We start from the raw sequence: 25551 nt of genomic DNA on the forward strand, positions 1-25551 counted from the left end.
TTGATAAGAAAAATTATTCTCTTAGTTATATTACCTTTTTTGACTTGTTCTGTCTTTGGGCAAAATACTGCGCCAAAAGATTCTATAATAAGTGATACTGTAAAAAACATACGTTTCAATTACAAACAGCTTATTATTCCCGGAATTTTAATTGGATATGGATTTTGGGGAAATGAAAGCGGGCAGATAAAAAGTTTCAATGATCAAATACGTGATGAATTTACAGAAGATATTGACCGTAAAGTTTCGATAGATGATTTTTCCAGATACGTTCCTGCTGTTTCAGTTTATGCGCTCAATGCGTTTGGGGTTGAAGGAAAAAATAATATGCGCGACCGTTCTGTCATTTTAATCACTTCAACCATTATAAATGTGGGAACTGTTTTTGCTTTAAAATCACTCAGTAATGTGGAGCGTCCGGATGGAACTTCAAACAATTCATTTCCTTCAGGTCATACCGCTATAGCTTTTGCAGGAGCAGAATTTTTATATCAGGAATATAAAGATAAATCAATATGGTACGGCGTTGCCGGTTATGCCATTGCAACAGGAACCGGAATATTTCGTATGTACAATAACAGACACTGGCTTACAGATGTTGCCGCAGGTGCAGGAATTGGAATTTTGAGTACTAAAATCGCCTATTGGGTAAATCCATACATTACAAGAAAATTATGGCATGGTGAACACAAAAAATCGATGTCTTTTATAACTCCATCTTATGATGGCAGAAATTTGACAATCTGCTATTTCAAAACATTTTAGGTTTACAGAATACTAATATTCAGATTTTCTTCAAAATTCATTTGTAAATTGCGGCATGAAAATTCTTATTATTGAAGATGAGCAAGAAATTGCACAAAGCATCAAAGAGTACTTTAAAACGAATGGCGTTCAATGCGAAACAGCCGAAAATTACGATTTGGCTCTCAGCAAAATCGACAGCTATGATTACGATTGTATTCTGCTGGATTTAATGCTGCCTGATGGTGACGGATTTGATATATTAAAAGAACTAAAAGCGAAGAATAAAACAGAAGGTGTTATTATCATTTCGGCAAAAGAAAACCTTGAAACACGTTTAGAAGGATTTAATCTTGGTGCAGATGATTATCTTACCAAACCTTTTCATCTTGCTGAACTTTTGGTGAGAATGCAGGCGCTTATTCGCCGCAAGAATTTTAAAGGAAGTAACAGCATCACATTTAATGAAATTGTCATCGAAATTTTCTCAAAGACAGTTTTTGTAAATGATATAAAACTGGATATTACCAAAAAAGAACTTGATTTACTGCTCTTTTTAATTGGCAATGAAAATAAGGTATTATCTAAATCGTCGATTGCAGAACATCTTTCTGGTGATATGGCAGACATGCTTGACAATCATGATTTTATATATGCACATATTAAAAACCTAAAAAAGAAACTCACACAAGCCGGAAGTGGCGATTATATCAAAACAGTATACGGTTTAGGTTATAAATGGGAAAATGAATAACAAAAAACTACTTCGTAAAACAACGAACCGCTTTCTTTTATATGCCATTATCATACTATTGATAGCGGCGCCGGTATTTTATTATATCTGTCAGTGGCTGTATGTTTATGAAACCGATGAAGTACTGCTTTTTCACAAAGGCGCTTTTGTAAACGAAAGCCACAACAATTACACTGCTAATGATATCGCCGCCTGGAACAAATACAATCCTAATATATCTATTGTTAAAGATATGGGTGTAACGAAAGATTCTATTGTGGGTAAAATGATATTTGAAGCTTTAGCCAATGAAAAAGAACCGTTTAGAATATTGTATGCTCCGGTTGATATCAACGGAAAAAGATACACCTATATAGAAAAGCGAAATCTGGTTGAAATGGAAGGAATGGTTTTTAGTGTGGCCGTTATGTTTCTGTTTATCATCATCATTTTACTTACCGGAATAATCTGGATTTCAAAAAGATCAGCAAAAATAATCTGGAAACCTTTTTACAATACATTAAGCCAGATAGAAGATTTTGAAATTGATAAAAATAATCCGCCTCATTTTATTCCAACAGATATTGACGAATTTGCGCGATTAAATAAAAGTCTCGAAAGTTTAATTGAAAAAAACACAGCCATCTACAAAAGCCAGCGCGAATTTGTAGAAAATGCAGCGCATGAACTTCAAACGCCTTTAGCGTTATTTCAAACCAAAATTGACATTCTCCAGCAATTAGAATTAAACGAAGAACAATCGACTTTAGTTGGTTCTTTAAATAAAGATGTATCCAGACTCAACAGGCTGAATAAAAATCTTTTATTACTTTCTAAGATCGATAATGAAAGCTATCTAGAAAAAAATATAATTGTTTTAAATGAGTATTTTGAGAAACATCTTGACTTTTTTACAGAGCAGGCAAAAGCTAAAAACCTGACCATTCAAACTGAATTTAAAGATACTTTAAGCGTTCAGGGAAATGCAGCATTAGCAGAAGTGTTATTAAATAATTTATTTCTAAACGCTATTCGTCATAATAAAAAGGATGGCAGAATAGAAATTCAAATAGAAAACAATACGGTACGATTCATCAACACAGGTCAGGAAACAGCCTTAGCAGCAGAAAATATTTTCAATCGTTTTTCTAAAGTAAATCCTTCTTCGCAGGGAAATGGACTCGGATTGGCTATCATTAAAAAAATATGTGAAATCAATCACTGGGAAATTCATTATTTTTTTAATGATAATCTGCACATTTTTGAAGTGAAATTTTAAAAATTCAAACTTCCTACAGAATCGGTTATGAGCTTTGTACTATTCTTTTTTTAAATAGTACAAATGAAATCAAAAACAATACTACTGTTATCTTTTCTATTGATAATAGTACTGCAGTTATCCGCCCAAAAAAAATCGGTAACCATTTCCGGAATTGTAAAAGACAGTAATTCTAAAATTGCAATACCTTATGCTAATGTGGTTTTAAAATCTTCCAAAGATTCTAAAATTTTCTTTGGCACTGTAAGCGGCGAAGACGGACGTTTTATAATTGCAGCCGTAAATTCTGGAAATTACATTTTAGAAGTAAGCGTTGTTGGTTTTAAAACCAAATCCCAAACCTTGTTTGTGGGCAGTCTTTCTGATTATTTAGATCTTGGAAACATTGAAATTCAAGAAGATATCAATACTTTATCAGAAGTTGTTGTGAGTTCAAAAACACAGCAAAATCCCGTAACATTAGATAAAAAAGTTTTTGCTGTTGCAGATAATATTACGCAAAGCGGAGGTTCTGTTTTGCAATCCATGCAGAATTTACCCGGCGTTACCGTTCAAAACGGAAAAGTACAATTAAGAGGAAATGATAAAGTAACCATTTTAATTGACGGCAAACAAACTGCTTTGACAGGATTTGGAAATCAGTCCGGACTCGATAACATTCCGGCTTCTGCCATCGAAAAAATTGAAATTATCAACAATCCATCTTCTAAATATGATGCCAACGGAAATGCCGGAATCATCAATATTATCTACAAAAAAAACAAACAAGACGGATTAAACGGAAAAATAGGAATTAGTTCGGGATATGGAGCTTTATGGGAGCGTCAGGCGAATCTGCCAACGATAAGACCTCAATATAAAGTGACGCCTAAAATTAATCCGAGCCTTTCGCTAAACTACAGAAAAGATAAAATAAATGCTTATTTACAAGCCGATTATCTCTACACAGAAACGCTTAACAAAAATGAATTTGTTACCAGAACTTATGATGACGGCAGCATAATTAATCAACAGACAAAGCGAAATCGGGATACGCATTTTACTACGCTTAAAACCGGAATTGACTGGAATTATAACGACCGAAATACTTTTTCTTTTTCTGGTCTTTATGGCCGCGAAAAAATTATCGATCACGGAGACGAACCTTTCTTTAATCAGGATAATTCGGAACGTTTACGTTTGTGGCAGTTTTTAGAAGACGAGCTTAAAACAACTGTTATGGTAAGCGGTTCATACCAGCATAAATTCAAACAGGCTGGGCGTAAATTAAATGCCGGAATTAATTATACGTATCATCAGGAAGATGAAAAATATTTCTTTGATAATATTCTCCCAACATCTAGAGGACAAGATGCTTTTAAACTGCTTTCGGATGAAAAAGTAATCGACCTTAATTTAGATTATGTACAGCCATTAAAATACGGACGTTTTGAAACAGGAATTAAATTTAGAAACAGAGAAATTCCTACCAATATGCAGTTTTTTCCGGGAGAAAATTCTCCAATAGATGCAAATGCCGGAGGCTGGGCTACTTACAAAGAAATCATTCCGGCTGTTTACGGAAGTTACATTTATGAAAGTGAAAGAATTGAAGCTGAACTTGGACTTCGTTATGAATATGTTGATCTTAAGTACGATGTAAATCCAAATCATCCTACTTATAAAAGCAACGGATATAATTATACAGAACCTTTCCCAAGTGTTAAACTGGCGTATAAAATTGATGATAAAAACAAATTCACCGCTTTTTATAACCGCCGTGTAGACAGACCAAATGAAGTCGATATTCGAATTTTCCCAAAATACGATGATGCCGAAATTATTAAAGTAGGAAACCCTGCCCTGCGCCCGCAATATACAAGCGCTTTTGAAGCAGGTTATAAAACCGATTTTAATAAAGGGTATTTTTTAACCTCTTTGTATTACCGCGTTATCAATGGAACTATTACCCGGATCGCGACTACAGTTCCCGGCAGTTCGTTGATTTATAACGTATTTCAAAATGCATTAGAAAGTTCCTCTTTTGGTGCCGAGATTGTTTATGCAAAAGAAATCAATTCGTGGTATTCTTTTAATATCAATGGAAATCTATATAAAAATACAATCGATGCCTTTACGGTCACAAATTTATATCCAGTTCCATCAACTTATACGGGCAGTCTTCAGGAAATAACTTCGGGAAATGTAAAATGGAACAATACTTTTTTATTCAACAAAACACTTTCCGGGCAGGTTTCTATGGTATATCTCGCACCTGATATAATTCCGCAGGGAAAAATGGATTCGCGATTTTCTACAGATTTGGGTGTAAAAAAGATAGTGCAGAAAGGAAAAGGCGAAATCTTTTTAAATGCCACAGACATCTTCAATACGCTGGTAATCAAAAAAGAAATTCAAGGCGAAGGATTCCGATATACGAGCAAGGATTATTATGAAACACAAGTCGTTCGTTTTGGGTACAGCTACAAGTTTTAAGGAAACCTAAAATGAAATTCAAAATTAATTCAGAATTGCAATATAAAATTTGCAGACGAATGTTAAATAATAATTATGAATAAATTATCTTCAAAGTTCGGCAGATATTCACTGTTGATGCATTTTATTTTTTGGTTTTTAATACTATCTCAATTTTTAAGAATTTCCTTTTTCCTTTGGCAGTATAGTGAAGTTTCATGGAATATTATCGATCTTTTAAGAACCCTGCTAACAGGTCTTTTCTTTGATTTTGGTACCGTTGCATTCATTTCCATTTGCAGTGTATTATATTATACTGTAATGCCAAATAAATGGGTTGGTTCTTTTTTAGATAAAATCTTAATTTACTTTTTTACATCTTTAACCGTTTTTATTCTTGTTTTTACCTTTTTTGCCGAATTGACATTTTGGGATGAATTTAAAACAAGATTTAATTTCATAGCCGTTGATTATCTTATTTATACACATGAAGTTGTCGCTAACATTCAACAGTCGTATCCCCTGCCCGTTTTAATTGGCGGTGTATTACTGCTTACTTTTGTATTTCTGTTTATTTTTTATAAAAGAGGCGCTTTTACAACTACTTTTTCGTCTAAAGCAAATTTAAAAACGAGACTTTCAGTTTTGTTATCTACTATTGGCATTGCCTTATTTTTTGGTTTCTTTATTACCAATAATCAGGCAGAATGGTCTCAAAACAGATACAATTCAGAAATATCAAAATCCGGTATTTATTCCTTTTTTGCAGCCTTTAGAAACAACCAAATGAAATATGTTGATTTCTATACTTCGATTCCTAATGATAAAGCTTTTGGTATTATTAGAAAAAAATTAACCAGTCCTAATTCTGTTTATTCCAGAAACGATTATTCTATTCATAGAAAAATTACAGACCGTATTCCTTCTCTTGAAAATAAAAATGTTGTCTTTGTTTTGGTAGAAAGTCTGAGCGGAAGCTTTTTGAAAGAATTTGGAAATAAAGAAAACATCACTCCTTTTCTGGACAGTCTTGCCCAAAAGAGTATCTTCTTTGAAAATTTATATGCCACAGGAACCAGAACTGTTAGAGGAATGGAAGCCGTGACTTTGTGTATTCCGCCTACGCCGGGTCAAAGTATTGTAAAAAGACCTGATAATCAAAATTTGTATACGGTTTGCAGCGTTTTCAAATCCAGAAAATACGATTGTAATTTTTTCTACGGCGGCGACGGTTATTTTGATAATATGAATGCGTATTTTGGAGGAAACGGTTTTAACATTTACGATCGCGGACGCGGCAGTGTATTGAGTGATGAGATTAAAACGGTTCGTAATAATATCAACGACAATGAAGTAACTTTTGAAAATGCGTGGGGAATTTGCGACGAAGACATTTTTAATAAAATGCTAAAAGTCGCTGATTCACAATACAAAACCGGAAAGCCGTTTTTCAATTTTGTAATGACAACATCTAATCACAGACCATTTACTTATCCTTCGGGAAAAATTGATATTCCTTCTGGAACAAGTCGTAAAGGCGCCGTAAAATATACTGATTTTGCACTGAAAGAATTATTCAGAAAAGCCCAGACAAAACCTTGGTTTAAAAATACTGTTTTTGTAATAATTGCAGATCATTGTGCGAGCAGTGCCGGAAAAGATGAAATTGATGTGGCCAACTATCATATTCCTGCCTTCATTGTTAACTTTCCCGAAAAGCAAAACCAAAAAATAGCGCAGCAATGTTCTCAAATTGATTTATGGCCTACGCTTTTTTCGCTGTTTCATTGGAATTATCAATCTGATTTTTTTGGAAAAAATGTTTTGGATTCTCAATTTGAACAACGCGCTTTAATGGGAACCTATCGAAAATTAGTTTTGATGAAAAAAGATAAAGTAATGATTTTATCTGATCAGAAAAAACAGGCGTTTTATTCCTGGAATAAAGAAGATAACAGTTTGAAATCACTGCCAATAGATCAGTCTTTTTTACAAGAAACCATTTCGTGGTACCAAACCGCCGATTTCCTTTTTACAAATAAACTTTTACAATAATGATTTACATTCATTTTATAATCAACCCAATTTCCGGAAGCGGCAAACACAATTTGTCTGCGTCTTATATCTTAAGCCAGTTTCCTAAAGATAAATATAAAATTGAGGTTGATTATACAAATCAAAAAAAACACGCAATAGAACTCACAAAAGCGGCTATTGCACAAAATCCAGATTATATAATTGCATGCGGCGGTGACGGAACTATAAATGAAGTTGCTTCTTCGCTTATAGGAACTTCCATAAAATTAGGAATTGTTCCTGTAGGTTCAGGAAACGGATTAGCTTCTAATTTGAATATTCCAAGAGATTTTGATAAAGCAATTGCTATCATTAAAAAAGGGCATGCTACAGCAATGGATGTGGGACAAGTAAATGATAAATATTTTTTTAGCAACATGGGTATTGGCATTGACGCGCTTATTATCAAAAAATACGAGCGAGCAGGAAAAAGAACACTTCCGGCTTATATTAAAGCAGCAATGTCTTCGAGTTTAGAATTTAAACCCAAAAAAACGATTGTACATTTTGACAATCAAACTCTTGAAATAAATCCTTTGATGTTGTTTATATCCAATTCTAACGAAATGGGTTACAATATGAGCCTTACACCAAAAGCAAGTCTTCAGGATGGACTATTGGATATGATTGTAATTCCGAAATTATCTTTTTTAGAAAAAATAATGCTGGGGTTTAATGTTCTTCGAAATTCAATTGAAAAATTCAAAAAAGCACAGCACTTTTTAGTAAAAGAAATTCAAATTGAAATGCCCTCCAAAATCTTTATCGATTCTCAAATTGACGGAGAACAGCATAATTTGAAAACAAATAAATTAAACATAAAAATACTGCCCGAAGCACTCAACGTCTTAGTAGATTTATAAAATAAAATTTCCATAGAAAGAACCTTTTTTAATTCTCTCTATGGAATATTTTTTTGTTTTAAAGTCTGATTTAAAATTGTCTTACAAAGCTGCAGCCCAATTCTTTTCCGTTATAAAAAGGCATAATCATCGATGTAGTTTTGTTTTCTTTGGAAGATTTAAAAACTTTATTTTGTAAATACGGATACATCCAATACGCCGCTTTGGTACTTAAAATTCCAATTCCTGCGCCCGCAACAACATCTGTAAGCCAGTGTCTGTCATTGTACATTCTAAAAAGTCCCGTTCCTGTCGCCACTGCATATCCTGCAATACCGTACCAAATCGATTGGTCTTTGTATTCCTGATACATAAATTCTGCTCCGGCAAAAGCGGTCGCAGTATGTCCTGAAGGAAAAGAATTGTTAGAAGATCCGTCCGGTCTTTCTACTTTGGTAATATTTTTTAAAGCAAATACCGAAGCGCTCATCATTAAATAAGAACTCGCTAAAATAATAGAACGATCTTTCAGATTATTTTTTCCTTTTATACCCAAAGCATTTAATCCGTACACAGAAGCCGCAGGCGCCCATTGCGAGAAATCATCAATAGAGATTTTGTGATCGATATCTTCATTTACTTCTTCCTTAATTTGTGTGTTATAAGTTTTAAGCTGGTCACTTTCTAAACCAATAAAACCATAACCAATAAGAACGCTTGGAATGATCAATTGTTTGTAGTTAAACTTTAAATTGTGTACAGTGTCTTGTGCTGCAATTGTATCACTTACTGTGTTTTGGGCACAAATAGAAGTCATACCAAAAATAAATAAGAGGAACGATTTTCCCATTTTAAATGAAAATTAGAAATTAATAATTACGCTTGGTGATTAAAATAAACGTAGTTTTTCCTCATAGAAAACAATTAAATTATTAGGCAAAGTTGAACACCAATTTTGAAGAAATTCTGTATTTTGAAAGTAACAGGAAAAATATTTAGAGAAAACAAAAAACGACCAGATATAAAACATATCTGATCGTTTTCAAGAGGAAGAATTTGAACTGTAAAAGTTGAAACCTTTACATAAAATTCTAATTTATTACTTAATAATCAATTTTTTAGAAACATTAAAAGCATTAGAATTAATGGTAACCACATAAATTCCAGAAGCTAAATGATGGTTGATTTTTGCAGAAGAATTGATATTGTTTACCAAAACTTTTCTTCCGTTAATATCTGTAACCGTTACAGTTGCCGAATCACCTGATTCTAATTCTGGTAAAACAACATTAAATTCATTGTTAATCGACGGATTTGGATAAATACTAACTACAGAATTTTCAACTGTTACTTCTGCTGCGGTAACATTCGCTTTTTTAGATGCAGAAGTCGATTGAAACTGCCATTGTGCACTTTCCCAATTGTTTTGACCTCCGTTATATTGAGCAGAACCGTTTAGGTTTTCAATATGAATCATAGCACCTGTCTGCCATCTGTTTTTAATTCTAACGTAAGTTCCGTCCACATTTTCACTTGACCATTGTGCACTCCACCAGCCATTTGATCCTGCCGTACATTGTACTGCTCCGGTTAAGTTTTCAATATTCATTATATCGCCTGTACCCACATTTTTCAGGATATAAAAAGTAGCATCAACTGCAACTTTTTCCCATTTGTAATTGTTGTTGGCAACAGTTGCTCCGTATCCAACATTTGCTCCGGCATCATATAAATAATTACCAGTCCATCTGTTTTTAATCGTAAAATAATTTCCTGTTGCAGCATTAACCGTAATCGCTGCTGTACTTGTTTTATTTCCGTCTACAGTTGTTACGGTAATCGTAGCGGTTCCTGCAGCAACTGCTGTAACTAAACCTGAACCATTTACAGTTGCAACGCCCGTATTATTAGAACTATACGTTACGTTTTTATTTGTCGCATTTGATGGTAAAACTGTTGGCGTTAATTGCTGTGTTCCGCCTACAGATAATGTTGCAGATGTTGGGCTCAAACTCACACTTGTAACCGCAATATTTGATGAATTCACAGTAATTACAGCTGTAGCCGTTTTATTTCCATCCTGAGTTGTTACCGTAATCGTTGCTGTTCCCACAGCAACTGCCGTAACTAAACCTGAACTATTTACAGTTGCAACGCCCGTATTATTAGAACTATACGTTACGTTTTTGTTCGTAGCATTTGCCGGAGCAACAGTTGGTGTTAATTGCTGCGTTGCGCTAACGCCTAAAGTAGCTGTTGTTGGAGAAATGGTAACGCCCGTAACCGGAACATTTACAGTAGAACAGTTGCTGCTTTGTGTCCACGAAAAGGAACCTATGGCACTGATTTCTTCATTTGCAGCAGCATTTCCGCCTCTGTTAGAATAATTCATATTGCAATACGTACCATTTCCGTTAGGCGAACCTGCAATAAGCACAAAGTAACCTCTGCCCCAATTTCTGTTTAATGCATTATTGTTTGGATATTCTTTGCCTGTTCCGTTAACCGTAATGTCTTTAAACGAAAGATTGTAAATTCCATCGCCCGATCTTTTACTGATAGAAATCGCATCATTTCTTGAATCATTAATATCGATATTATAAAGCTGTACATTTTTAACCTGAGATCCGGCATTTGTAGCGCTAAAAATATCTACAGCCGCTACAGGATTATTGTACGTATCATTAAAAGTTCCGCAGGTTGATACCGTAATATCGTGAATTTCGTGCATTCCGTCATTGTTAAATGGAGCTCCCGGAAAATTATTACTCACTCTGATACCTGCTTCAAGGTTATCTTTGATAATCAAATTGTAGCCTTTGTTATTTTTTCCGCCGTAAATAGCAAGGCCGCAAGCTCGCCAGCAATTTTCTGAAGTATTGTATCGAAACGTATTATTGATACATTCCAATCCGTCAGCAGACCAAATTGCTTGGTCGTCATCACCGTTATTTCTGAAATTACAATGCTCTACAACAGAGTTCGCAGTTCCTTTACAAAGATTAATTCCATCTGCATAATTGTTTCTAAAACGACAATGAGATAGCGTAAATCCGTCAGCAATTGCAGGTCCTCCGGTATTGTATTGTGCAATCCAGACACCGCATTCAAAATGTTCTGCCCAAATATTTTTTACGATTGAACCACTTGTAAAAACGCCATTTATCCCTTTATAAGAGTTACTTCTCGAAGCCGAGTTTGTCGTCAAATAAAGATCGGTAAATGAAATATTACTGGCATTGGCACGCAATCCTCCGTTTAAACTGCTCGTATTGGTAAAATTAATTTGAGTATACCACATTCCTGCACCAATTAATGAAGTATTTGCCGAACCAAAATACAATTCGCGGTTTACGTTATAAACTCCAGTTGGAACAAAGATTTTTTTACCTCCGTTTGCGTCGATAAAAGTTTGAAGATCACTTCCGTTTCCGCTGTACGTTACTGCGCCAGACGGAGCCGTTACCGCAGTTGGAATTGGTTCCATTTCTGCAAAATCCAAATGAATGTTTCCTGATTCTCTCACAATTTTTAAAGTTCCCGAAACCGCAATTTTAGCAGGAAGTTTGTAACGCACTTCATCAAAACGCATTCTTGGGTTTTGATTCGTGATTCCGTTATTATTCGGATTTCCGTTGCTCCACAAATATTCCCAAGACCATGTTGAAGTCAAAGTAAGCGTTGTAAGCTTTGTGTTTCCGTTATACACGCCTACAGTACCGGATTGTCCGTCAGGAACGCTGTAACGAATTACAAGTCCGTCTGCGGCTTCTGTAAGTGTCCATTGAACCGTAGCATTTGTAGCAGAAAGATTTACACATTGCTGATCTGAAGCTTCAGATTGAAGATCAGATTGTACATATGATTTCGAAGTAGTTGTTGCGCCATTAGACAGTTGGCCTAAATTAGCTTCGTATCTTTTATACGGCGCATCATAATAACCGCGCTGCGCATAAGAACTTGAAGTTAAGAGAACGAAAAAAATCCATAGTAAAATATGGCAGTCTCTTTTAAAAAAAATAGGATGTAATTTGTTTCTCATAAGTTTTGGTTTTTAAATAGTTAGTGCCTTAAAAAAGGGCATAACGAAACTATACTTAAAAAAGAAATTAAAGAAAAGGTTGACAAAAAATCAAGACTTATATATCGATTTCGTTTACATAAAAACCTAACAATCAGTTATATATAATTTTTAAGAAAATAAAAAATCAAGAATAAATATAGATGCAAACTTGATAATTTAAGGCTCTGAAAATGAGAATATAAAAAAATTAGGTCTCATTTATAATGACATTCGCTTTTTATAATTATTTTTTTTCCAATTTGTAAATTCAATGAAATTGGCCTACTTTCATTGAACCAAAATTCACCTTTAAAACTTTAGATAACTAAATGATCGAGAAACCTTTATATATAGAAACTCCGCAGCTTATTATTCGACATTTATCATTATCTGACTTATCAGACTTCCATATTTATCGTTCCAATCCAGAAGTCACAAAATATCAGGGTTTTGATGTTATGACAATGGAACAGGCAGAAGATTTTATTACAGATAATTCGAGTAAGTATTTTGGTAAAGCTGGAGAATGGGTACAATACGGAATTGAAAATCGCACAACAGGAAAACTTATTGGTGACTGCGCCATCAAACTGGACGAATATGATCCAAGAATTGCCGAAATAGGAATTACTATTTCGCATCTGGAACAAAAAAAGGGTTATGCTAAAGAAGTTCTTCTGGGAATTTTATCATTTTTGTTTGATGAAATAAAAATACATCGCGTAGTCGAAATAGTTGATGCAGAAAATATTGCTTCAATTAATCTGCTAAAAAGTATTAGCTTTAGACAAGAAGGACATTTTATTGAAAATATATTTTTTAAAGGAAAATGGGGAAGCGAATTTCAATATGCCATGCTTAAAAAAGAATGGGACGATAAAAAGTAGGCCTTTAATGGTTTGAACAACAAACTATTACTAACGTCTTTTTTCGTATTTTTGTAAAAACTCAATATTCCATGAAACGTTCCGGTACAGCAGATCTTCCATTACATTATGGGCAAGTTCCTTTATGGCTTTCTGAACGTATGGCTAAACTTGGCTTTGCAATTGTTGAAACGATTGCCATGGAATTTTCTACTTCCGAAGTTATAAGTAAACTCAGCAATCCTTTTTGGTTTCAGAGTTTTGGCGCTGTTATGGGAATGGACTGGCACTCGTCAGGAATTACAACTTCTGTACTTGGAGCCTTAAAAAAATCGGTAAACCCGCATTCCAAAGAACTCGGAATTTATATTTGCGGCGGCAAAGGAAAACATTCACTTTTAACACCGCAGGAACTTTTATTTGTGGGCGAAAAAACAGGGCTTGACGGCAGCAATCTCGCCAACTGCAGTAAACTTACGGCTAAAGTAGACAACACGGCTATTCAGGACGGATTTCAATTGTACCAGCATAATTTTATTGTGGATAATAAAGGACAATGGGCGGTTATTCAGCAGGGAATGAATCCCCATTCTAAAACTGCCAGAAGATACCATTGGCATTCGCAGGATTTAAAATCATTTATAAATGAGCCACATACTTTTATTTATGGCGAAAATCAAGGTACTATTTTAAATCTTACGGCTCAGGCGGCCGAAAAATCAAGAGAAGGTATTTTAGAATTATCGAAAGAATCTCCGGCAAGAATCATGAAGGAAATGCAATATCTTTCTATGCCCGCGCATCATGATGTGAGAATGGAAGATGTGAATATGAAAAGACTTGGGGCAATGTTGTGGACAACTCACGAAAACAGGCCCGAAGATTTTCAGGAATTATTGCTTTTAAAAGGCATGGGACCAAGAGCTTTACAGTCGTTAGCTTTGGTTAGCGAGATTATTTACGGCACTCCTACCCGATTTGAAGATCCTGCACGCTTTTCATTTGCTCACGGCGGAAAAGACGGACATCCGTTTCCTGTTCCTGTAAAAATATACGATGAAACAATTGATACTTTGCAAAGAGCCATCAATCGTGCTAAAATTGGAAACAGCGATAAAATAGACGCAATTAAAAAGCTATCTGAAATCTCCAGAAAAGCCGAAGAAAGCTTTACGCCCAATGCTAATTTTGATGCCTTGATTCAAAAAGAACGTGATGAATCTTATAAATATGGCGGAAGAACTATTTTTGGCGATGCAAAACCTCCGAAAAATAAACCTTCGAATCCCAATAATCAATTGGAATTATTTTAAAATATCGGATTCAGAAAAAGCATAAAAAAAACTCCAAAATCAAATGACTTTGGAGTTTTTTAAGTTTTTTCAAACTTGTATGTTTATTACATTTCGTTCAAGTCGTTGAATTCGTGTAAAGATTTTAATGTGTTTTCGTAGAATAAAATTGCTGCGATAAGGTTTCCTTTATCAGAGTAAGGCATCATTTTTCTTTGAAATTCTACTGTAGTATCTAAGAAAGTAGAAGTACCAATTGCTTGGTTATCTAAGATTTTTTTGTGGTCTCCATCGTCTGGAATACCTAAATCTGCCATAGTAACTCCTGGTTTTGTAACCAATGCGATGTAAGGAAGAGTTTTCACTAAAACTTTAATACGCTCGATGTACAATTCTAAAAGTTCACCTTTTTGCATTCCGCTTAATTCTTTTTGATCGTGGTATTTACGAATTAAGGCTGTTGTACTGATGATACTTCTTGGGGCATTTTTTGCTTGTGCCATGATAGCGCCAGTCGTCAAGAAGAAAAGGGCACATAATAGTATAATTTTGCTCTTCATTTTGTAGATGTAAATTAGTTGTTGGTTGTGACAAAAATATATAAATTAACTTAAATCACAACTTATTTCATTTCTTTTTTTTAGAAAACTTTAACAATGAGTGTAATATCATTCAATTTCGTCATCGTAAGTAAGAGTATCTTTAGGAATTTCGGCGATTTGATGACTGTTTCTTATATCATCTGGCGACTTAATAATTCTAAATCTTCCCGGATATTTTATCCAAATACTCTTTTTGTTGCCGTAATAATCCATAAATTCTTCGCAAACAAACACGGCATGTGCATTTGACCAGGCCACAACACCGCAAAATTCATTTCCGGATTGTCGCTTTAATTTTTGAATTTGCTTGCCTTTTTCAAACCCCAGATATTTATAAATAGTTGGCGTATAAACTTCACCATCTTCTAAATCTTCCAGTGCTTTATCAAAAGTGGCATCTTTATCAATAATCTGTTTGTATTTTGCCATTACTGCATAAGCCAGTATTGCATAGTCTGTTATGGCTTCGGCCTCACAATTATCTTTAATAAGAACAAACCCGGCAGAAAATCTGGCTTTATCGAGTTCAGCAGTTTTTAGAGTAAAGGAAGCATTATTTTTTAGTGTAATTTTTTGCTCGTTGTCGTTTATTTTCTGAGTTATAAAAAGATTATCTAACCCGTAAATATTTAAAGCGGCCTTGATTAAAGCAATCGATGAGCAGTTGGTACGTTCTCCTTGTTTAAAGCTTTCCCATATTTGATCTGAGCTCAATTGAGAGTAACAATTTGAATAACCGAATATTAAAAATAAAAATATTGAGGTAACGGATTTCATTGTCTTTGGCTTTTATAATTGTTTCCAAAAAACTAATTTTTGGAAATTATAGATTTGCAAATCTATAAAAATCAAACCATAGTTTTTTTTACTTCGCAAAATTTATTAACAAATATAAACTGCTGTCTGGTTGAATACTTAGCAAAGCATTGTCATTATTGTTAGTAAACAATTATTATGAAGTCAAAATAAAAACGTCTCAAACAGGAATTTGAGACGTTTTAAAATTATTTTTTTTCTTCGTTGTTCAACTTATCGTCAAAATCAGGTTCTTTACCTTTAAATTTATGAGTATCAACATCATATTTCTCGTCGTTTGTTAAAACTTCATCATGATCTTTATATTGATGTTTTCTCATGTCACTTCGATTATCAGAACCACTCTTTGGAGTGTTATTCGGATTTGGATTTTTTGTGTTCATAACTCTAAGTTTTAAATTTTATTAAAATTACTTAAACTCAAAATCAATCACTTATATAATCATTTTTAAAAGTTACAGGATATTACTTTTTGACAAACAAGCTAAATCTTAATGTTTCTTAGGATCATACAACATTGCCGTACATAAACAGTTTTTTCTTTCTTTACTGCTTAATATCGGACAATTGACACAGGATTTACAGTTTTCCCAAAAAACATCATCGGTAGTTAATTCTGAATAAGTAACGGGTTCAAAACCGAGTTCGTGGTTCATTTTCATTACTGCCAAACCTGTGGTAAGGCTAAAAATGCTGGCTTCGGGATATTTTTGACGGCTTAATTCAAAAATTTTTCTTTTAATGTTTTTTGCAAGTCCGGTATGTCTGAATTCCGGAGCTACTATTAAACCTGAATTTGAAACAAACCGGCCATTATCCCAGGAAGAAATAAAAGAAAATCCGGCCCATCTTCCGTCTAATGCAAAAGCAATAACAGCTTCACCTTTTTCTATTTTTTCTTTAAGAAGTTCCGGCGACCGTCCGGAAATACCCGTTCCCCGCGCCAAAGCAGATGATAATGTCATGTCGCAAATTTCCTGAACCCAAAAAATATGATCGGAATTAGCGGTTTCAACCCAAAATTCAATTGGATCTTCAGGGTTTTGATTGTGGGAAAATAAGTTGGTTTTATCTAAAATGGAGGCAGACAGAAAATCTTTGTCTGAAAAATCTACGGGCGGTTCTTGGGTTTTCATATTTGATTTATCGCATTTTAATTTAGTAATAAAGCGTAATTCTATAATTCAAACTCGTCTTCCAAATTAGAGACCAATTGTAGAATTATAATCTATTATTAAGCGTTATTATCTGTTTACAAGTGTTTTATATTCAAAAAAGAAAATAGTCCCGTTTATAAAATACTTCTCAAAATGATACGTTTTTATCATTTTGATTTAGCAATACCAACAGATATGATAATCTAATTTTCTTCCTGATACAGACAGATTTAAGAATAAGCTGGCAAGTTTTATTTAATATTATTCTATTTTTGCATTTTACTTTTCATTAGAATGAGCAATCCCCAACAACCTCTACCACACAACGAAACAGAACGTTTAGCAGCATTAAAACGTTATAATATATTGGACTCACTTCCTGAGCACATCTTTGACGATGCTACCAAACTGGTCTCTTATATATGTGCCGTGCCTATTGCACACATATCTTTTATAGATGAAACCAGACAATGGTTTAAATCTGAAATTGGAATTGGAGTATCTGAGGTGCCGCGTGAAATTAGTTTTTGCCGTTATACTATTTTAGATTCCGAAATGGTTGAAATTGGCGATACCCATTTAAACGAACGATTTAAAGACGATCCTAATGTAGTCGATGGTTTTAAAGTTAGGTTCTATGCCGGAATCCCGCTTACAACTCCTGATGGATATAATATTGGAACTATTTGCGCGATCGATCACATTTCGAAAGAACTGAATGAAAATCAAAAAAATGCGCTTTCGATTGTGGCAAAGCATATTATCAATCAACTCGAATTAAGAACTAAAAATATTGAACTTGCTGCGCAGAAAAAAATTGCGCAACGTGCCGTATTAGCAAAAGACAGCTTTTTGGCCAATATGAGTCACGAGATCAGAACGCCTTTAAATGCTATTATTGGTTTTACGGATCTTCTGGCTCAAACAAGGCTTGATACCATTCAGCGCGATTATATTAATAGTGTCCAAATTGCAGAAGAAAACCTGCTTTTAATCGTGAATGATATTTTGGATTTATCCAAAATCGAATCGGGAAACCTGACTATCGATGCCCATCCATTCAATTTAAAAAATACCCTTAAGCATATCTATGATTTATTAAAGGTAAAAGTTCCTGCCAATGTCGAATTTAATCTTTTCCTGGATGCCGATATGCCGGAAATGGTTATTGGCGATCAGGGAAGACTGAATCAAATACTGGTGAATCTTGCCGGAAACTCCCTTAAATTCACTGAAGAAGGCGAAGTTACCGTTTCTGTAAAAAAGACTGCTGAAACAGCTGATAATTATTCGCTTAGATTCTCTGTTAAAGATACCGGAATTGGAATAGCTGAAAAGAAGCTTAAAACTATTTTTGAACGTTTTACACAAGCAGAAGAAAGTACAACACGAAAATTTGGCGGTACAGGACTTGGACTCAATATTGTAAAGCAATTAATTGAATTACAGCATTCTGAGATTCAGGTAAAAAGTAAACTGGGTCACGGTTCAGAATTTTTCTTCACTCTTACTTATAAAAAAGCTGATGATGTTGAAGAAATAAAAACAACTTTACCGGAACATAATCAGGATAAATATAAAATACTGCTTTGTGAGGATAATGTTTTAAACCAAAAATTGGTAAAAAGCGTTATTTACAACTTTGGTTATGAAGTGGATATTGCCGAAAATGGTGAAGCAGGAATCCAATTATTATCAAAAAATAAATACGATTTAATTCTAATGGACCTTCAGATGCCTGTTAAAGACGGGTATCAAACTACGCAGTACATTAGAAATGAAATGAAACTGAACATTCCTATTATAGCTATGACGGCGCACTCTCTGGTTGGAGAGCAAGAACGCTGTTATAAAGAAGGAATGAATGGTTATGTTCCAAAACCTTTTAAACAGGCCGTTCTTTTAGAAGCGATAAAAACTGTAATGAACAAAGATATTCCGCTTACTCAAAAACGAAATATCGATTTGTCTTTTATAGATGAAGTTTCCTGCGGAGATCCTGATTTTCGACAAGATATGATTCATTTATTTTTAGAAAAAATCCCGAATGAAGTAACGCAATTAGAAGAAGCCATTCTTAAAAATGATGTTGATACTGCCAAAAAAATTTCGCATACTATGAAATCCAGTTTAGATATTTTTTTGCTGAAGGATCTTAGTAATTATGTCTCTATTATTGAGAAAGAAGCCAATATGAGAGAATTTAGTACCGAAACGGTTGGCAAAATAAATACCCTACGCAGTGAAATTACCGAAATCATTGCGATTTTAAAGGATATTAAATAGCTGCAAAAAAGTAAAGATTAAAAATTAAAAGCTGTCATTCATAGATTAAATATTGAGTGGCAGCTTTTAATTTTTAATTGCCTATTTTTTCGCATCCATCATTAATTTATCAAATGTTCTTGATCTACATCAATCCATTTCATATCAAATGTCAATGTTTTAAAATAAGATTTGTTTGAAATTTGTATCATAAAATACATTACTGAAAACACAAATTTTTTAAAATCTTCTAAACATGGAAAATGCAAATAAAACAGGGCTTGCCTCTTTCTCACTTTACAATATTGCCTTTACGGTTTCAAATATCGATCAGTCTATTAAATGGTATTCAGATATATTTGATTTCAAATTAGTCAGCCGCACTACGTTTGCCATTCCGTCCGGATCTGCAGAAGCTGCTATTATAAAAGCCGGCGGAATGCGCATCGAACTTTTGAATATTCCTAATCCTGAAAGAATCGAAGCTTTATTTGCCGATGCTCCGCTCCACTTAATTCCGCTTGGCAATAAATCAATTGTTTTGCAGGTTGAAGATCTGGCAGTTGCTACAAAAGAACTCGAAGAAAAAGGCGTTAATTTTGTATGGAAAGAGCAATATCTGGCTGGAGATAAAATGTTATGCACTATGATTACAGATGTTGACGGAAATAAAATAAACATTTTCCAGACCAATACTCTTATCGGAAACTAACAATCATAACATCATAATTTAAGGCCGGAATTAATCTCTAATTCCGGCCTTTTTATTTCATTTAAGCCGTTTATAAATACTATATCTTTGTAATATGTTTAGTGTATTTAAAAAATATATCGAAAGTAAAGCGACTTTGTCAGATGACGAATGGGCGTTTATAGAATCTGTCAGCAACGTTAAAAAGTTCCGTAAACATCAGCTGGTACTAAAAGAAGGCGATGTTTGGAATTTTCACGCTTTTATTTGCGATGGCTGCGTTAGACGTTATTCTACAGATGCTGATAACGTCGAACATACGATTCAGTTTTCTATCGAAAATTGGTGGACAGGCGATCGCGAAAGTTTATTAAACGAAACACCTTCCAAACTAAATATCGAAGCCATCGAAAACACTACTGTACTTTTAATACACAAAGATGATTTCGATAAAATCTGCGAAAAAATCCCAACCTTCAGTTCTATCATAAGCAGCATACTTCAAAAGAGTATGAATACCATGCAAAAAAGAATTCAGGCCGATATTAGTTATACCGCCGAAGAAAAATACCTACATTTTCTTGAATTTTATCCACAGCTCGCGAATCGTGTTCCGAGGCATATGTTAGCCTCCTATTTAGGCGTTACACCCGAAACCTTAAGCAGAATAAGGAAATTAGCTTATAAAAAATAAAACAATACCTCTCGTTCTTCCATTCTCTTGATAAATGTCAAGATTTTTTGTAATAAACATCAATGGCTTAAAGAGTGTTCCTGACGCAACTTTGTACTATAAATATTTCACTAATTAAAATATATACAAAATGTCAAAAACAATCTTTATTACAGGAACAAGTACAGGATTTGGAAAATTAACTGCAATCACGCTTTCAAATGCTGGTCATACCGTTATTGCGGGTATGCGCGGAACAAACGGTAAAAACGAAGCCGTTGCAAAAGAATTGGCAGCTTTGTCAAATGTTGAAGTAGTTGATATTGATGTTACAAACGACGAGTCGGTAACAAAAGCATTCGAACAAACTTTAGCAAAACATGGTACAATCGACGTACTTATAAACAATGCCGGAGTTGCCGGATATGGTGTTTGGGAATCATGGACTTTAGACCAGATCAGAAACATGTTCGAAGTTAACTTTTACGGAGTTATTCGTACGTATCAAGCCGTTTTACCAAGTATGCGTAAAGCTAAAAACGGTTTAATTATCAACCTTACATCTGGCGCAAGCGGTCACACTTTACCTTTTATGGGACCTTATTTAGCTTCTAAATTTGGTATAGAAAGTATTACAGAAGGAATTCAGGATGAATTAAGCGAATTCGGAATTGAAAACGTAAGTATTCAGCCGGGCGTTTATCCAACAGAAATGAATAACGGTCAAAAATCAGGTCTTCAAGCTGATAAAGCAGATATTATTGCCGAATACGGTGAAGAAGCTGCTGCTAAATTCAACGCTCTTGGCGGCGCTTTATTTGGAAAAATGGCACAATACGATATGAATCCTCAAACCATTGCCGACGGTATTTTGTCTCTTGTAAACATGGAAAAAGGTACACGCCCTTTACGTTTGCCACTTGACGCTATCGCTCAGGGAACAGATCAGGAATTTATTACTGCAAGAGCTGAGATTAAAGCGAAATGGCTTTCTGCTTATAGCAACTAATTCAACTAAAAATAAGGCTTTGCAAAACTCGTAAAGCCTTATTCACTCTTCAAAATAACTACTATGAAATCTATTATAGAAGCACTGAACTGGCGTTATGCAACCAAGAAAATGACAGGCCAAAAAGTTCCGGATGAAATTGTACAACGCATAATTGAAGCCGCTCATCTTGCACCTTCGGGAATTGGTTTACAGCCTTATGAAATCATCGCGATCAGCAATCCCGAACTTAAACAGCAAATTCTGCCTATCGCCATGAATCAGCCGCAAGCTGTTGAATCTTCGCATTTATTGGTATTTGCCGCCTGGGATAATTATACGCCTGAAAGAATTGATGGTGTTTTTAAACATCTTAACGAACAAAGAAATCAAGAAGAAACCGTAACCGAACGTCAGAAGAATTTCGCCATTAGTTACTTTGGAAATTTCACTAAAGAAGAAAATTTCCATCACGCCGCAAAACAGGCACATATTGCACTTGGACTTTCTGTAGCCGCCGCCGCACTCGAAAAAATTGATGCAACACCAATGGAAGGTTTCAATCCCGCACAATTAGATCAATTATTAGGATTGCCCGAAAAAGGATTAAGAAGTTCCATGCTTTTAGCTTTAGGCTACAGAGACGAAACCAATGATTATAATTTAAAAGTAAAAAAGGTTAGAAAACCAATTTCAGAATTTCTAACAGAAATAAAATGATAAAACAAATGAAAACAATTTATAAAACAATCTATATGTTAACGCTTACCACTATATTTTCGCAAAACACATCTGCTCAAACTCCTGTAGTTAAAGGCATTGAACACATTGGAATTACGGTTCCTGACATGAAAACGGCTTTGCCCTTTTTTAAAGATATTTTAGGATTTACGCCCGTAACAGAAATTGGCCCTTTTGAACTTGATGATGCCTGGAGAGAAAAATACAAAATTCACTCTGGCGCTCAGGTTGAAAAAATCGTATCGTTAAGAGCCGGTGACGGAGCTAATATTGAATTATTTGAATACAAATCTCCAAAGGGAAATAAAGAAGTGCCTTACGGAGATGATCTTGGCTGGAACCACACTGCTTTTTATACTGATGATATTAATAACAGCGTAAAATATCTTAAATCAAAAGGGATAACTGTTTTGAGTGATCCTAATGTAAGTACTGCGGGACCAACTGCGGGCGAATCCTGGGTTTATTTTTTAGCACCTTGGGGAGCGCAGTTTGAACTGGTTTCGTATCCTAACGGGAAAGCGTATGAAAAAGAAAATCCGCAGACTAAATTATGGTCGCCAAAATTGGCCGGAGAATCTTTTGCTATCACAAGTACAACCAAAATTACGGCGACAAATGAAGTGGAAAAATTACTTCAATTGCATTTGGCAACCTGGGGCGAAAAAAATGTAGAAAAAAGAACCAAAAACTTCAAACTGATTTATACTGAAGATGTAAATATTGTAGATCCGTTTTTTATTTTAAATGGAACTTCAGACTTGAATCCGTTTATTGATGATCTTCAGAAAAAACATCCGGGGTTTAAATTTTCTTTGGCAAAACCAATTGAAACACATAATAATATTGCACGCCTTTTTTGGCAGTTTGGTCCGGAAAGCAAGCCCGATACGATTACGGGTCAGGATGTTTTTGTGATAGAAAACAACAAAATTAAATCGCTTTACATTTTTATCGACGGACTAAAAAAATAAATATCAAAATCCTTTTAACTTTAAAATCCCGCTTTATGGCGGGATTTTTTTATTATATAAATCAAAATCGATAATTTTACCCAAACTCATTCTTATGTCTCAGGATTTTCTCGATTATTTAAAAACGAAACTTCAAATTTCTGAACCTGAATTTGAATTAATACAGGAAACTCTTATTCATAAAAATATTAAGAGAAGAAAATTTCTACTGCAGGAAGGTGATATCTGGCGTTATTATGCTTTTGTTTTAAAAGGACTTTTACGCACGTACAGTGTAGACGACTGCGGAATTGAACATATTATTGATTTTTCTTTAGAGAATTCCTGGACTGGAGATATGGAAAGTTATTCTTCTGAAATACCTTCCAATCTAAATATTGATGCTCTCGAAGATTCTGAAGTAATATTGATTTCGAAAGTAAATTTTGAAAAGCTTTTAACTGAAATTCCTGATTTTGCAAAATTCATGAAAAAGCTGTTTGAGATTAGTTTTATAGAATCTCAAAATCGGGTTTTGTCGAATATCAGTTTGACATCGGAACAAAAATATACCAATTTTCTCCATAAATTTCAGGATGTACATACGAGATTTCCGCAGCACATGATTGCTTCTTATTTGGGAATTTCTGCAGAAACACTTAGTAGAATTAGAAATCAAAACACCAAAAAAATATAATCCTGTTGTGTGTAATTTTTTAAACACATAGGAACATAGTTTTTCTGTATGTTTAAAAGGCGTTTCACTTGCATTAATTCACATATTTGTACGCGTAGAGCTTTGTCAAAGTTTAAAACTTTGACAAAGCTGCGTCATCGAAAAACACACAAGGCTATGTGTTAAAATCTAGATTTTTTGAAACATCTTCAATACATCTTCAATACCATCTTTTTTAAATCTATGTTTCTATGTGGTTAATAAAAATTTTATATCAAAAACGCAATTGATATAAATATTACAATAACAAAACCAATTGCCCTAAATGATAATTTTGATGATTGGTTCTGCTAATCAAAACATTAAGTTTATTTCTAGTTGGATCTTTCTTAAAATCATCTTCACTTACAGAAGCATGTTTTTCAAGCCATTGTTCCGGTGACATATTTTCGATATGTTCTAACATAACAGTATTTATCTTTTCCCAATTCTGTTTTAAAACTTCAAAATCAGGAAAAATTTTGCCCGATTTATCGGGAGCAGAAACAAAAATAGGATCCAGTTCAGGATATCTTTTTTTATCAAAACCCAATAACTCAATCATGGTATCGGTTGTCGAAATAAGATGACCTAAAAGATAAATTCCCCGGTTTCTTTCCGGAGAAATTTCTTTATAGATCTCTTCTTCAGAAAGTTTGATAATTAAATTGTGTAATCTTCTGTTAGATAAAAGCCACGCTTCTATATAAAGTTTGGTAGTTAACAAGAGCGCTTCATCGCTTTTAAAATGTGACATAATACAATGGTTTAATTATTATAAATATCACAAAGTTCTTGTTTCTACCTTTGGAAAACATTGATATATAATATCAAACAAATTGACTTTAATCAAGGTTTTATTTAAAATAAAAAAGGGCAGAAAACATTAGTCTTCTACCCTTTTCAATATTCAGTATTTACAATTAATAATTAACCATTCACAATTAACAATTAACATCAATTATAAACTCATTTTTTCAAAGTCTGCTTTCGTATGCGACTTAAAGTTTCAGGCGTAATTCCCAAATAAGAAGCAACCATATGCTGCGGAACTCGTAAGGCAATATGAGCCTGTTTTTCCATAAAGTTTTTATACTTTTCTTCGGCAGAATGGCTGATACTGCTGTTAATTCGGTTTTGACTTGCTACAAAACTTCTTTCAATAATCAAGTTTACCAAATCCTGAAATTGAGGAATACTTTTGGTAAGCATTGCAAAATTATCTTTACTTATCAATAATACTTCGCTGTCTTCGATTGCATCGATATTAAAACGTGAAGGCGTTCCGTTCAAAAGGCTTTCCCGGTCTCCTATCCACCAATTTTCAATGGCAAAATTAATAATGTGTTCGTTTGATTTATCATTTACACTATACGTTCGCAAGCAGCCTTTTGTGATAAAAGCATTAAAACGCCAAATATCACCTTCCTGAAGCAGGTATTGATTTTTTCTAAGTTTACGTACAACGGTAACTTCCCGAATCATTTCTAATTCTTCATCACTTAATTGTATCTGATTCAGTAAATATTTGGCAAAAACTTCAAACATATCTTGGGTATAAAAACTTTAAAAAGCTAATTTTTCTAGCCTAACAAAGATAA

General features: G+C 34.1%; 23 protein-coding genes. 15 read left to right on the forward strand and 8 right to left on the reverse strand.

Features of this window, described 5'->3' with window-relative positions:
• The 6 genes from FLAPXU55_RS11850 (at window position 1) to FLAPXU55_RS11875 (ending at window position 8149) form a co-directional block, all read left to right on the forward strand.
• Window positions 1-765, forward strand: coding sequence for a phosphatase PAP2 family protein (locus FLAPXU55_RS11850; protein ID WP_379703001.1), 765 nt, complete (start codon window positions 1-3; stop codon window positions 763-765).
• A gap of 55 nt (window positions 766-820) precedes the next feature.
• Window positions 821-1498, forward strand: coding sequence for a response regulator transcription factor (locus tag FLAPXU55_RS11855; protein WP_057119489.1), 678 nt, complete (start codon window positions 821-823; stop codon window positions 1496-1498).
• Window positions 1491-2756, forward strand: coding sequence for a sensor histidine kinase (locus tag FLAPXU55_RS11860; protein WP_180857833.1), 1266 nt, complete (start codon window positions 1491-1493; stop codon window positions 2754-2756). The genes FLAPXU55_RS11855 and FLAPXU55_RS11860 overlap by 8 nt, the downstream gene beginning before the upstream one ends.
• Window positions 2757-2819: 63 nt before the next feature.
• Window positions 2820-5231: a TonB-dependent receptor domain-containing protein gene (locus tag FLAPXU55_RS11865; RefSeq protein ID WP_180857834.1), complete on the forward strand. Its 2412-nt coding sequence runs from the start codon at window positions 2820-2822 to the stop codon at window positions 5229-5231.
• 75 nt (window positions 5232-5306) lie between these two features.
• A complete protein-coding gene (locus tag FLAPXU55_RS11870) occupies window positions 5307-7265 on the forward strand; it encodes an LTA synthase family protein (protein ID WP_180857835.1) in 1959 nt (652 codons plus the stop codon).
• The gene (locus FLAPXU55_RS11875; protein WP_180857836.1) at window positions 7265-8149 is read left to right on the forward strand and encodes a diacylglycerol/lipid kinase family protein; all 885 of its coding nucleotides are present in this window, start codon (window positions 7265-7267) and stop codon (window positions 8147-8149) included. Before FLAPXU55_RS11870 ends, FLAPXU55_RS11875 begins: the two co-directional genes overlap by 1 nt.
• A gap of 70 nt (window positions 8150-8219) precedes the next feature.
• On the opposite strand, the gene FLAPXU55_RS11880 is transcribed toward FLAPXU55_RS11875, so the two are convergent.
• Both FLAPXU55_RS11880 and FLAPXU55_RS11885 read right to left on the reverse strand, forming a co-directional pair.
• Complete coding sequence (locus FLAPXU55_RS11880; RefSeq protein ID WP_180857837.1) at window positions 8220-8978, reverse strand: phosphatase PAP2 family protein; 759 nt, start codon at window positions 8976-8978, stop codon at window positions 8220-8222.
• 249 nt (window positions 8979-9227) lie between these two features.
• Complete coding sequence (locus FLAPXU55_RS11885) at window positions 9228-12170, reverse strand: Ig-like domain-containing protein (protein WP_180857838.1); 2943 nt, start codon at window positions 12168-12170, stop codon at window positions 9228-9230.
• A gap of 350 nt (window positions 12171-12520) precedes the next feature.
• Here FLAPXU55_RS11885 and FLAPXU55_RS11890 point away from each other — a divergent pair, with 350 nt between their 5' ends.
• Both FLAPXU55_RS11890 and FLAPXU55_RS11895 read left to right on the forward strand, forming a co-directional pair.
• Window positions 12521-13078: a GNAT family N-acetyltransferase gene (locus FLAPXU55_RS11890; protein ID WP_180857839.1), complete on the forward strand. Its 558-nt coding sequence runs from the start codon at window positions 12521-12523 to the stop codon at window positions 13076-13078.
• 71 nt (window positions 13079-13149) lie between these two features.
• Window positions 13150-14370, forward strand: coding sequence for a DUF763 domain-containing protein (locus FLAPXU55_RS11895; RefSeq protein WP_180857840.1), 1221 nt, complete (start codon window positions 13150-13152; stop codon window positions 14368-14370).
• Between the two features lie 86 nt (window positions 14371-14456).
• On the opposite strand, the gene FLAPXU55_RS11900 is transcribed toward FLAPXU55_RS11895, so the two are convergent.
• From FLAPXU55_RS11900 to FLAPXU55_RS11915, 4 genes are all read right to left on the reverse strand, one after another.
• Complete coding sequence (locus tag FLAPXU55_RS11900; protein ID WP_053470390.1) at window positions 14457-14909, reverse strand: hypothetical protein; 453 nt, start codon at window positions 14907-14909, stop codon at window positions 14457-14459.
• Window positions 14910-15017: 108 nt separating this feature from the next.
• Window positions 15018-15728, reverse strand: a complete 711-nt coding sequence (locus FLAPXU55_RS11905) for a hypothetical protein (protein WP_235992035.1) — start codon at window positions 15726-15728, stop codon at window positions 15018-15020.
• A 227-nt stretch (window positions 15729-15955) separates the two neighbouring features.
• Window positions 15956-16150: a hypothetical protein gene (locus FLAPXU55_RS11910; RefSeq protein WP_180857841.1), complete on the reverse strand. Its 195-nt coding sequence runs from the start codon at window positions 16148-16150 to the stop codon at window positions 15956-15958.
• 108 nt (window positions 16151-16258) lie between these two features.
• The gene (locus tag FLAPXU55_RS11915; protein ID WP_235992036.1) at window positions 16259-16903 is read right to left on the reverse strand and encodes a GNAT family N-acetyltransferase; all 645 of its coding nucleotides are present in this window, start codon (window positions 16901-16903) and stop codon (window positions 16259-16261) included.
• A 315-nt stretch (window positions 16904-17218) separates the two neighbouring features.
• On the opposite strand from FLAPXU55_RS11915, the gene FLAPXU55_RS11920 reads away from it, so the two are divergent.
• From FLAPXU55_RS11920 to FLAPXU55_RS11950, 7 genes are all read left to right on the forward strand, one after another.
• Window positions 17219-19210, forward strand: a complete 1992-nt coding sequence (locus FLAPXU55_RS11920; protein ID WP_180857842.1) for a response regulator — start codon at window positions 17219-17221, stop codon at window positions 19208-19210.
• Between the two features lie 235 nt (window positions 19211-19445).
• Window positions 19446-19901, forward strand: coding sequence for a VOC family protein (locus FLAPXU55_RS11925; protein WP_180857843.1), 456 nt, complete (start codon window positions 19446-19448; stop codon window positions 19899-19901).
• 94 nt (window positions 19902-19995) lie between these two features.
• Window positions 19996-20574, forward strand: coding sequence for a Crp/Fnr family transcriptional regulator (locus FLAPXU55_RS11930; RefSeq protein WP_180857844.1), 579 nt, complete (start codon window positions 19996-19998; stop codon window positions 20572-20574).
• Between the two features lie 130 nt (window positions 20575-20704).
• On the forward strand, window positions 20705-21562 hold the full coding sequence (locus FLAPXU55_RS11935) for an SDR family oxidoreductase (RefSeq protein WP_180857845.1): 858 nt from the start codon (window positions 20705-20707) through the stop codon (window positions 21560-21562).
• Between the two features lie 63 nt (window positions 21563-21625).
• Entirely contained in the window at window positions 21626-22261 is a 636-nt protein-coding gene (locus FLAPXU55_RS11940; protein ID WP_180857846.1) for a nitroreductase family protein, read from the forward strand.
• Between the two features lie 8 nt (window positions 22262-22269).
• On the forward strand, window positions 22270-23256 hold the full coding sequence (locus FLAPXU55_RS11945; protein WP_180857847.1) for a VOC family protein: 987 nt from the start codon (window positions 22270-22272) through the stop codon (window positions 23254-23256).
• Window positions 23257-23350: 94 nt separating this feature from the next.
• Window positions 23351-23932, forward strand: coding sequence for a Crp/Fnr family transcriptional regulator (locus FLAPXU55_RS11950; RefSeq protein ID WP_180857848.1), 582 nt, complete (start codon window positions 23351-23353; stop codon window positions 23930-23932).
• A 277-nt stretch (window positions 23933-24209) separates the two neighbouring features.
• Here the strand turns inward: FLAPXU55_RS11950 and FLAPXU55_RS11955 are convergent, their stop codons facing one another.
• Window positions 24210-24707 carry a DinB family protein gene (locus FLAPXU55_RS11955; protein ID WP_180857849.1) on the reverse strand — a complete coding sequence of 166 codons (498 nt, stop codon included), beginning with the start codon at window positions 24705-24707 and terminating at the stop codon, window positions 24210-24212.
• A 212-nt stretch (window positions 24708-24919) separates the two neighbouring features.
• Window positions 24920-25498: a Crp/Fnr family transcriptional regulator gene (locus FLAPXU55_RS11960; RefSeq protein WP_053470378.1), complete on the reverse strand. Its 579-nt coding sequence runs from the start codon at window positions 25496-25498 to the stop codon at window positions 24920-24922.
• Between the last annotated feature and the right edge of the window lie 53 nt (window positions 25499-25551).

Origin of the sequence: Flavobacterium panici (genome assembly GCF_903819335.1) — a bacterium.
Taxonomy (GTDB): domain Bacteria; phylum Bacteroidota; class Bacteroidia; order Flavobacteriales; family Flavobacteriaceae; genus Flavobacterium; species Flavobacterium panici.

What these genes read in the sequence shown, in the direction of transcription:
- FLAPXU55_RS11885 (WP_180857838.1), bottom strand. Translation starts at nt 12,170, where the DNA reads ATGAGAAACAAATTACATCCTATTTTTTTTAAAAGAGACTGCCATATT.
- FLAPXU55_RS11910 (WP_180857841.1), bottom strand. Translation starts at nt 16,150, where the DNA reads ATGAACACAAAAAATCCAAATCCGAATAACACTCCAAAGAGTGGTTCT.
- FLAPXU55_RS11920 (WP_180857842.1), top strand. Translation starts at nt 17,219, where the DNA reads ATGAGCAATCCCCAACAACCTCTACCACACAACGAAACAGAACGTTTA.
- FLAPXU55_RS11950 (WP_180857848.1), top strand. Translation starts at nt 23,351, where the DNA reads ATGTCTCAGGATTTTCTCGATTATTTAAAAACGAAACTTCAAATTTCT.
- FLAPXU55_RS11880 (WP_180857837.1), bottom strand. Translation starts at nt 8,978, where the DNA reads ATGGGAAAATCGTTCCTCTTATTTATTTTTGGTATGACTTCTATTTGT.
- FLAPXU55_RS11940 (WP_180857846.1), top strand. Translation starts at nt 21,626, where the DNA reads ATGAAATCTATTATAGAAGCACTGAACTGGCGTTATGCAACCAAGAAA.
- FLAPXU55_RS11890 (WP_180857839.1), top strand. Translation starts at nt 12,521, where the DNA reads ATGATCGAGAAACCTTTATATATAGAAACTCCGCAGCTTATTATTCGA.
- FLAPXU55_RS11895 (WP_180857840.1), top strand. Translation starts at nt 13,150, where the DNA reads ATGAAACGTTCCGGTACAGCAGATCTTCCATTACATTATGGGCAAGTT.
- FLAPXU55_RS11905 (WP_235992035.1), bottom strand. Translation starts at nt 15,728, where the DNA reads ATGAAATCCGTTACCTCAATATTTTTATTTTTAATATTCGGTTATTCA.
- FLAPXU55_RS11875 (WP_180857836.1), top strand. Translation starts at nt 7,265, where the DNA reads ATGATTTACATTCATTTTATAATCAACCCAATTTCCGGAAGCGGCAAA.
- FLAPXU55_RS11925 (WP_180857843.1), top strand. Translation starts at nt 19,446, where the DNA reads ATGGAAAATGCAAATAAAACAGGGCTTGCCTCTTTCTCACTTTACAAT.
- FLAPXU55_RS11870 (WP_180857835.1), top strand. Translation starts at nt 5,307, where the DNA reads ATGAATAAATTATCTTCAAAGTTCGGCAGATATTCACTGTTGATGCAT.
- FLAPXU55_RS11930 (WP_180857844.1), top strand. Translation starts at nt 19,996, where the DNA reads ATGTTTAGTGTATTTAAAAAATATATCGAAAGTAAAGCGACTTTGTCA.
- FLAPXU55_RS11915 (WP_235992036.1), bottom strand. Translation starts at nt 16,903, where the DNA reads ATGAAAACCCAAGAACCGCCCGTAGATTTTTCAGACAAAGATTTTCTG.
- FLAPXU55_RS11935 (WP_180857845.1), top strand. Translation starts at nt 20,705, where the DNA reads ATGTCAAAAACAATCTTTATTACAGGAACAAGTACAGGATTTGGAAAA.
- FLAPXU55_RS11955 (WP_180857849.1), bottom strand. Translation starts at nt 24,707, where the DNA reads ATGTCACATTTTAAAAGCGATGAAGCGCTCTTGTTAACTACCAAACTT.
- FLAPXU55_RS11960 (WP_053470378.1), bottom strand. Translation starts at nt 25,498, where the DNA reads ATGTTTGAAGTTTTTGCCAAATATTTACTGAATCAGATACAATTAAGT.
- FLAPXU55_RS11860 (WP_180857833.1), top strand. Translation starts at nt 1,491, where the DNA reads ATGAATAACAAAAAACTACTTCGTAAAACAACGAACCGCTTTCTTTTA.
- FLAPXU55_RS11945 (WP_180857847.1), top strand. Translation starts at nt 22,270, where the DNA reads ATGAAAACAATTTATAAAACAATCTATATGTTAACGCTTACCACTATA.
- FLAPXU55_RS11855 (WP_057119489.1), top strand. Translation starts at nt 821, where the DNA reads ATGAAAATTCTTATTATTGAAGATGAGCAAGAAATTGCACAAAGCATC.
- FLAPXU55_RS11900 (WP_053470390.1), bottom strand. Translation starts at nt 14,909, where the DNA reads ATGAAGAGCAAAATTATACTATTATGTGCCCTTTTCTTCTTGACGACT.
- FLAPXU55_RS11865 (WP_180857834.1), top strand. Translation starts at nt 2,820, where the DNA reads ATGAAATCAAAAACAATACTACTGTTATCTTTTCTATTGATAATAGTA.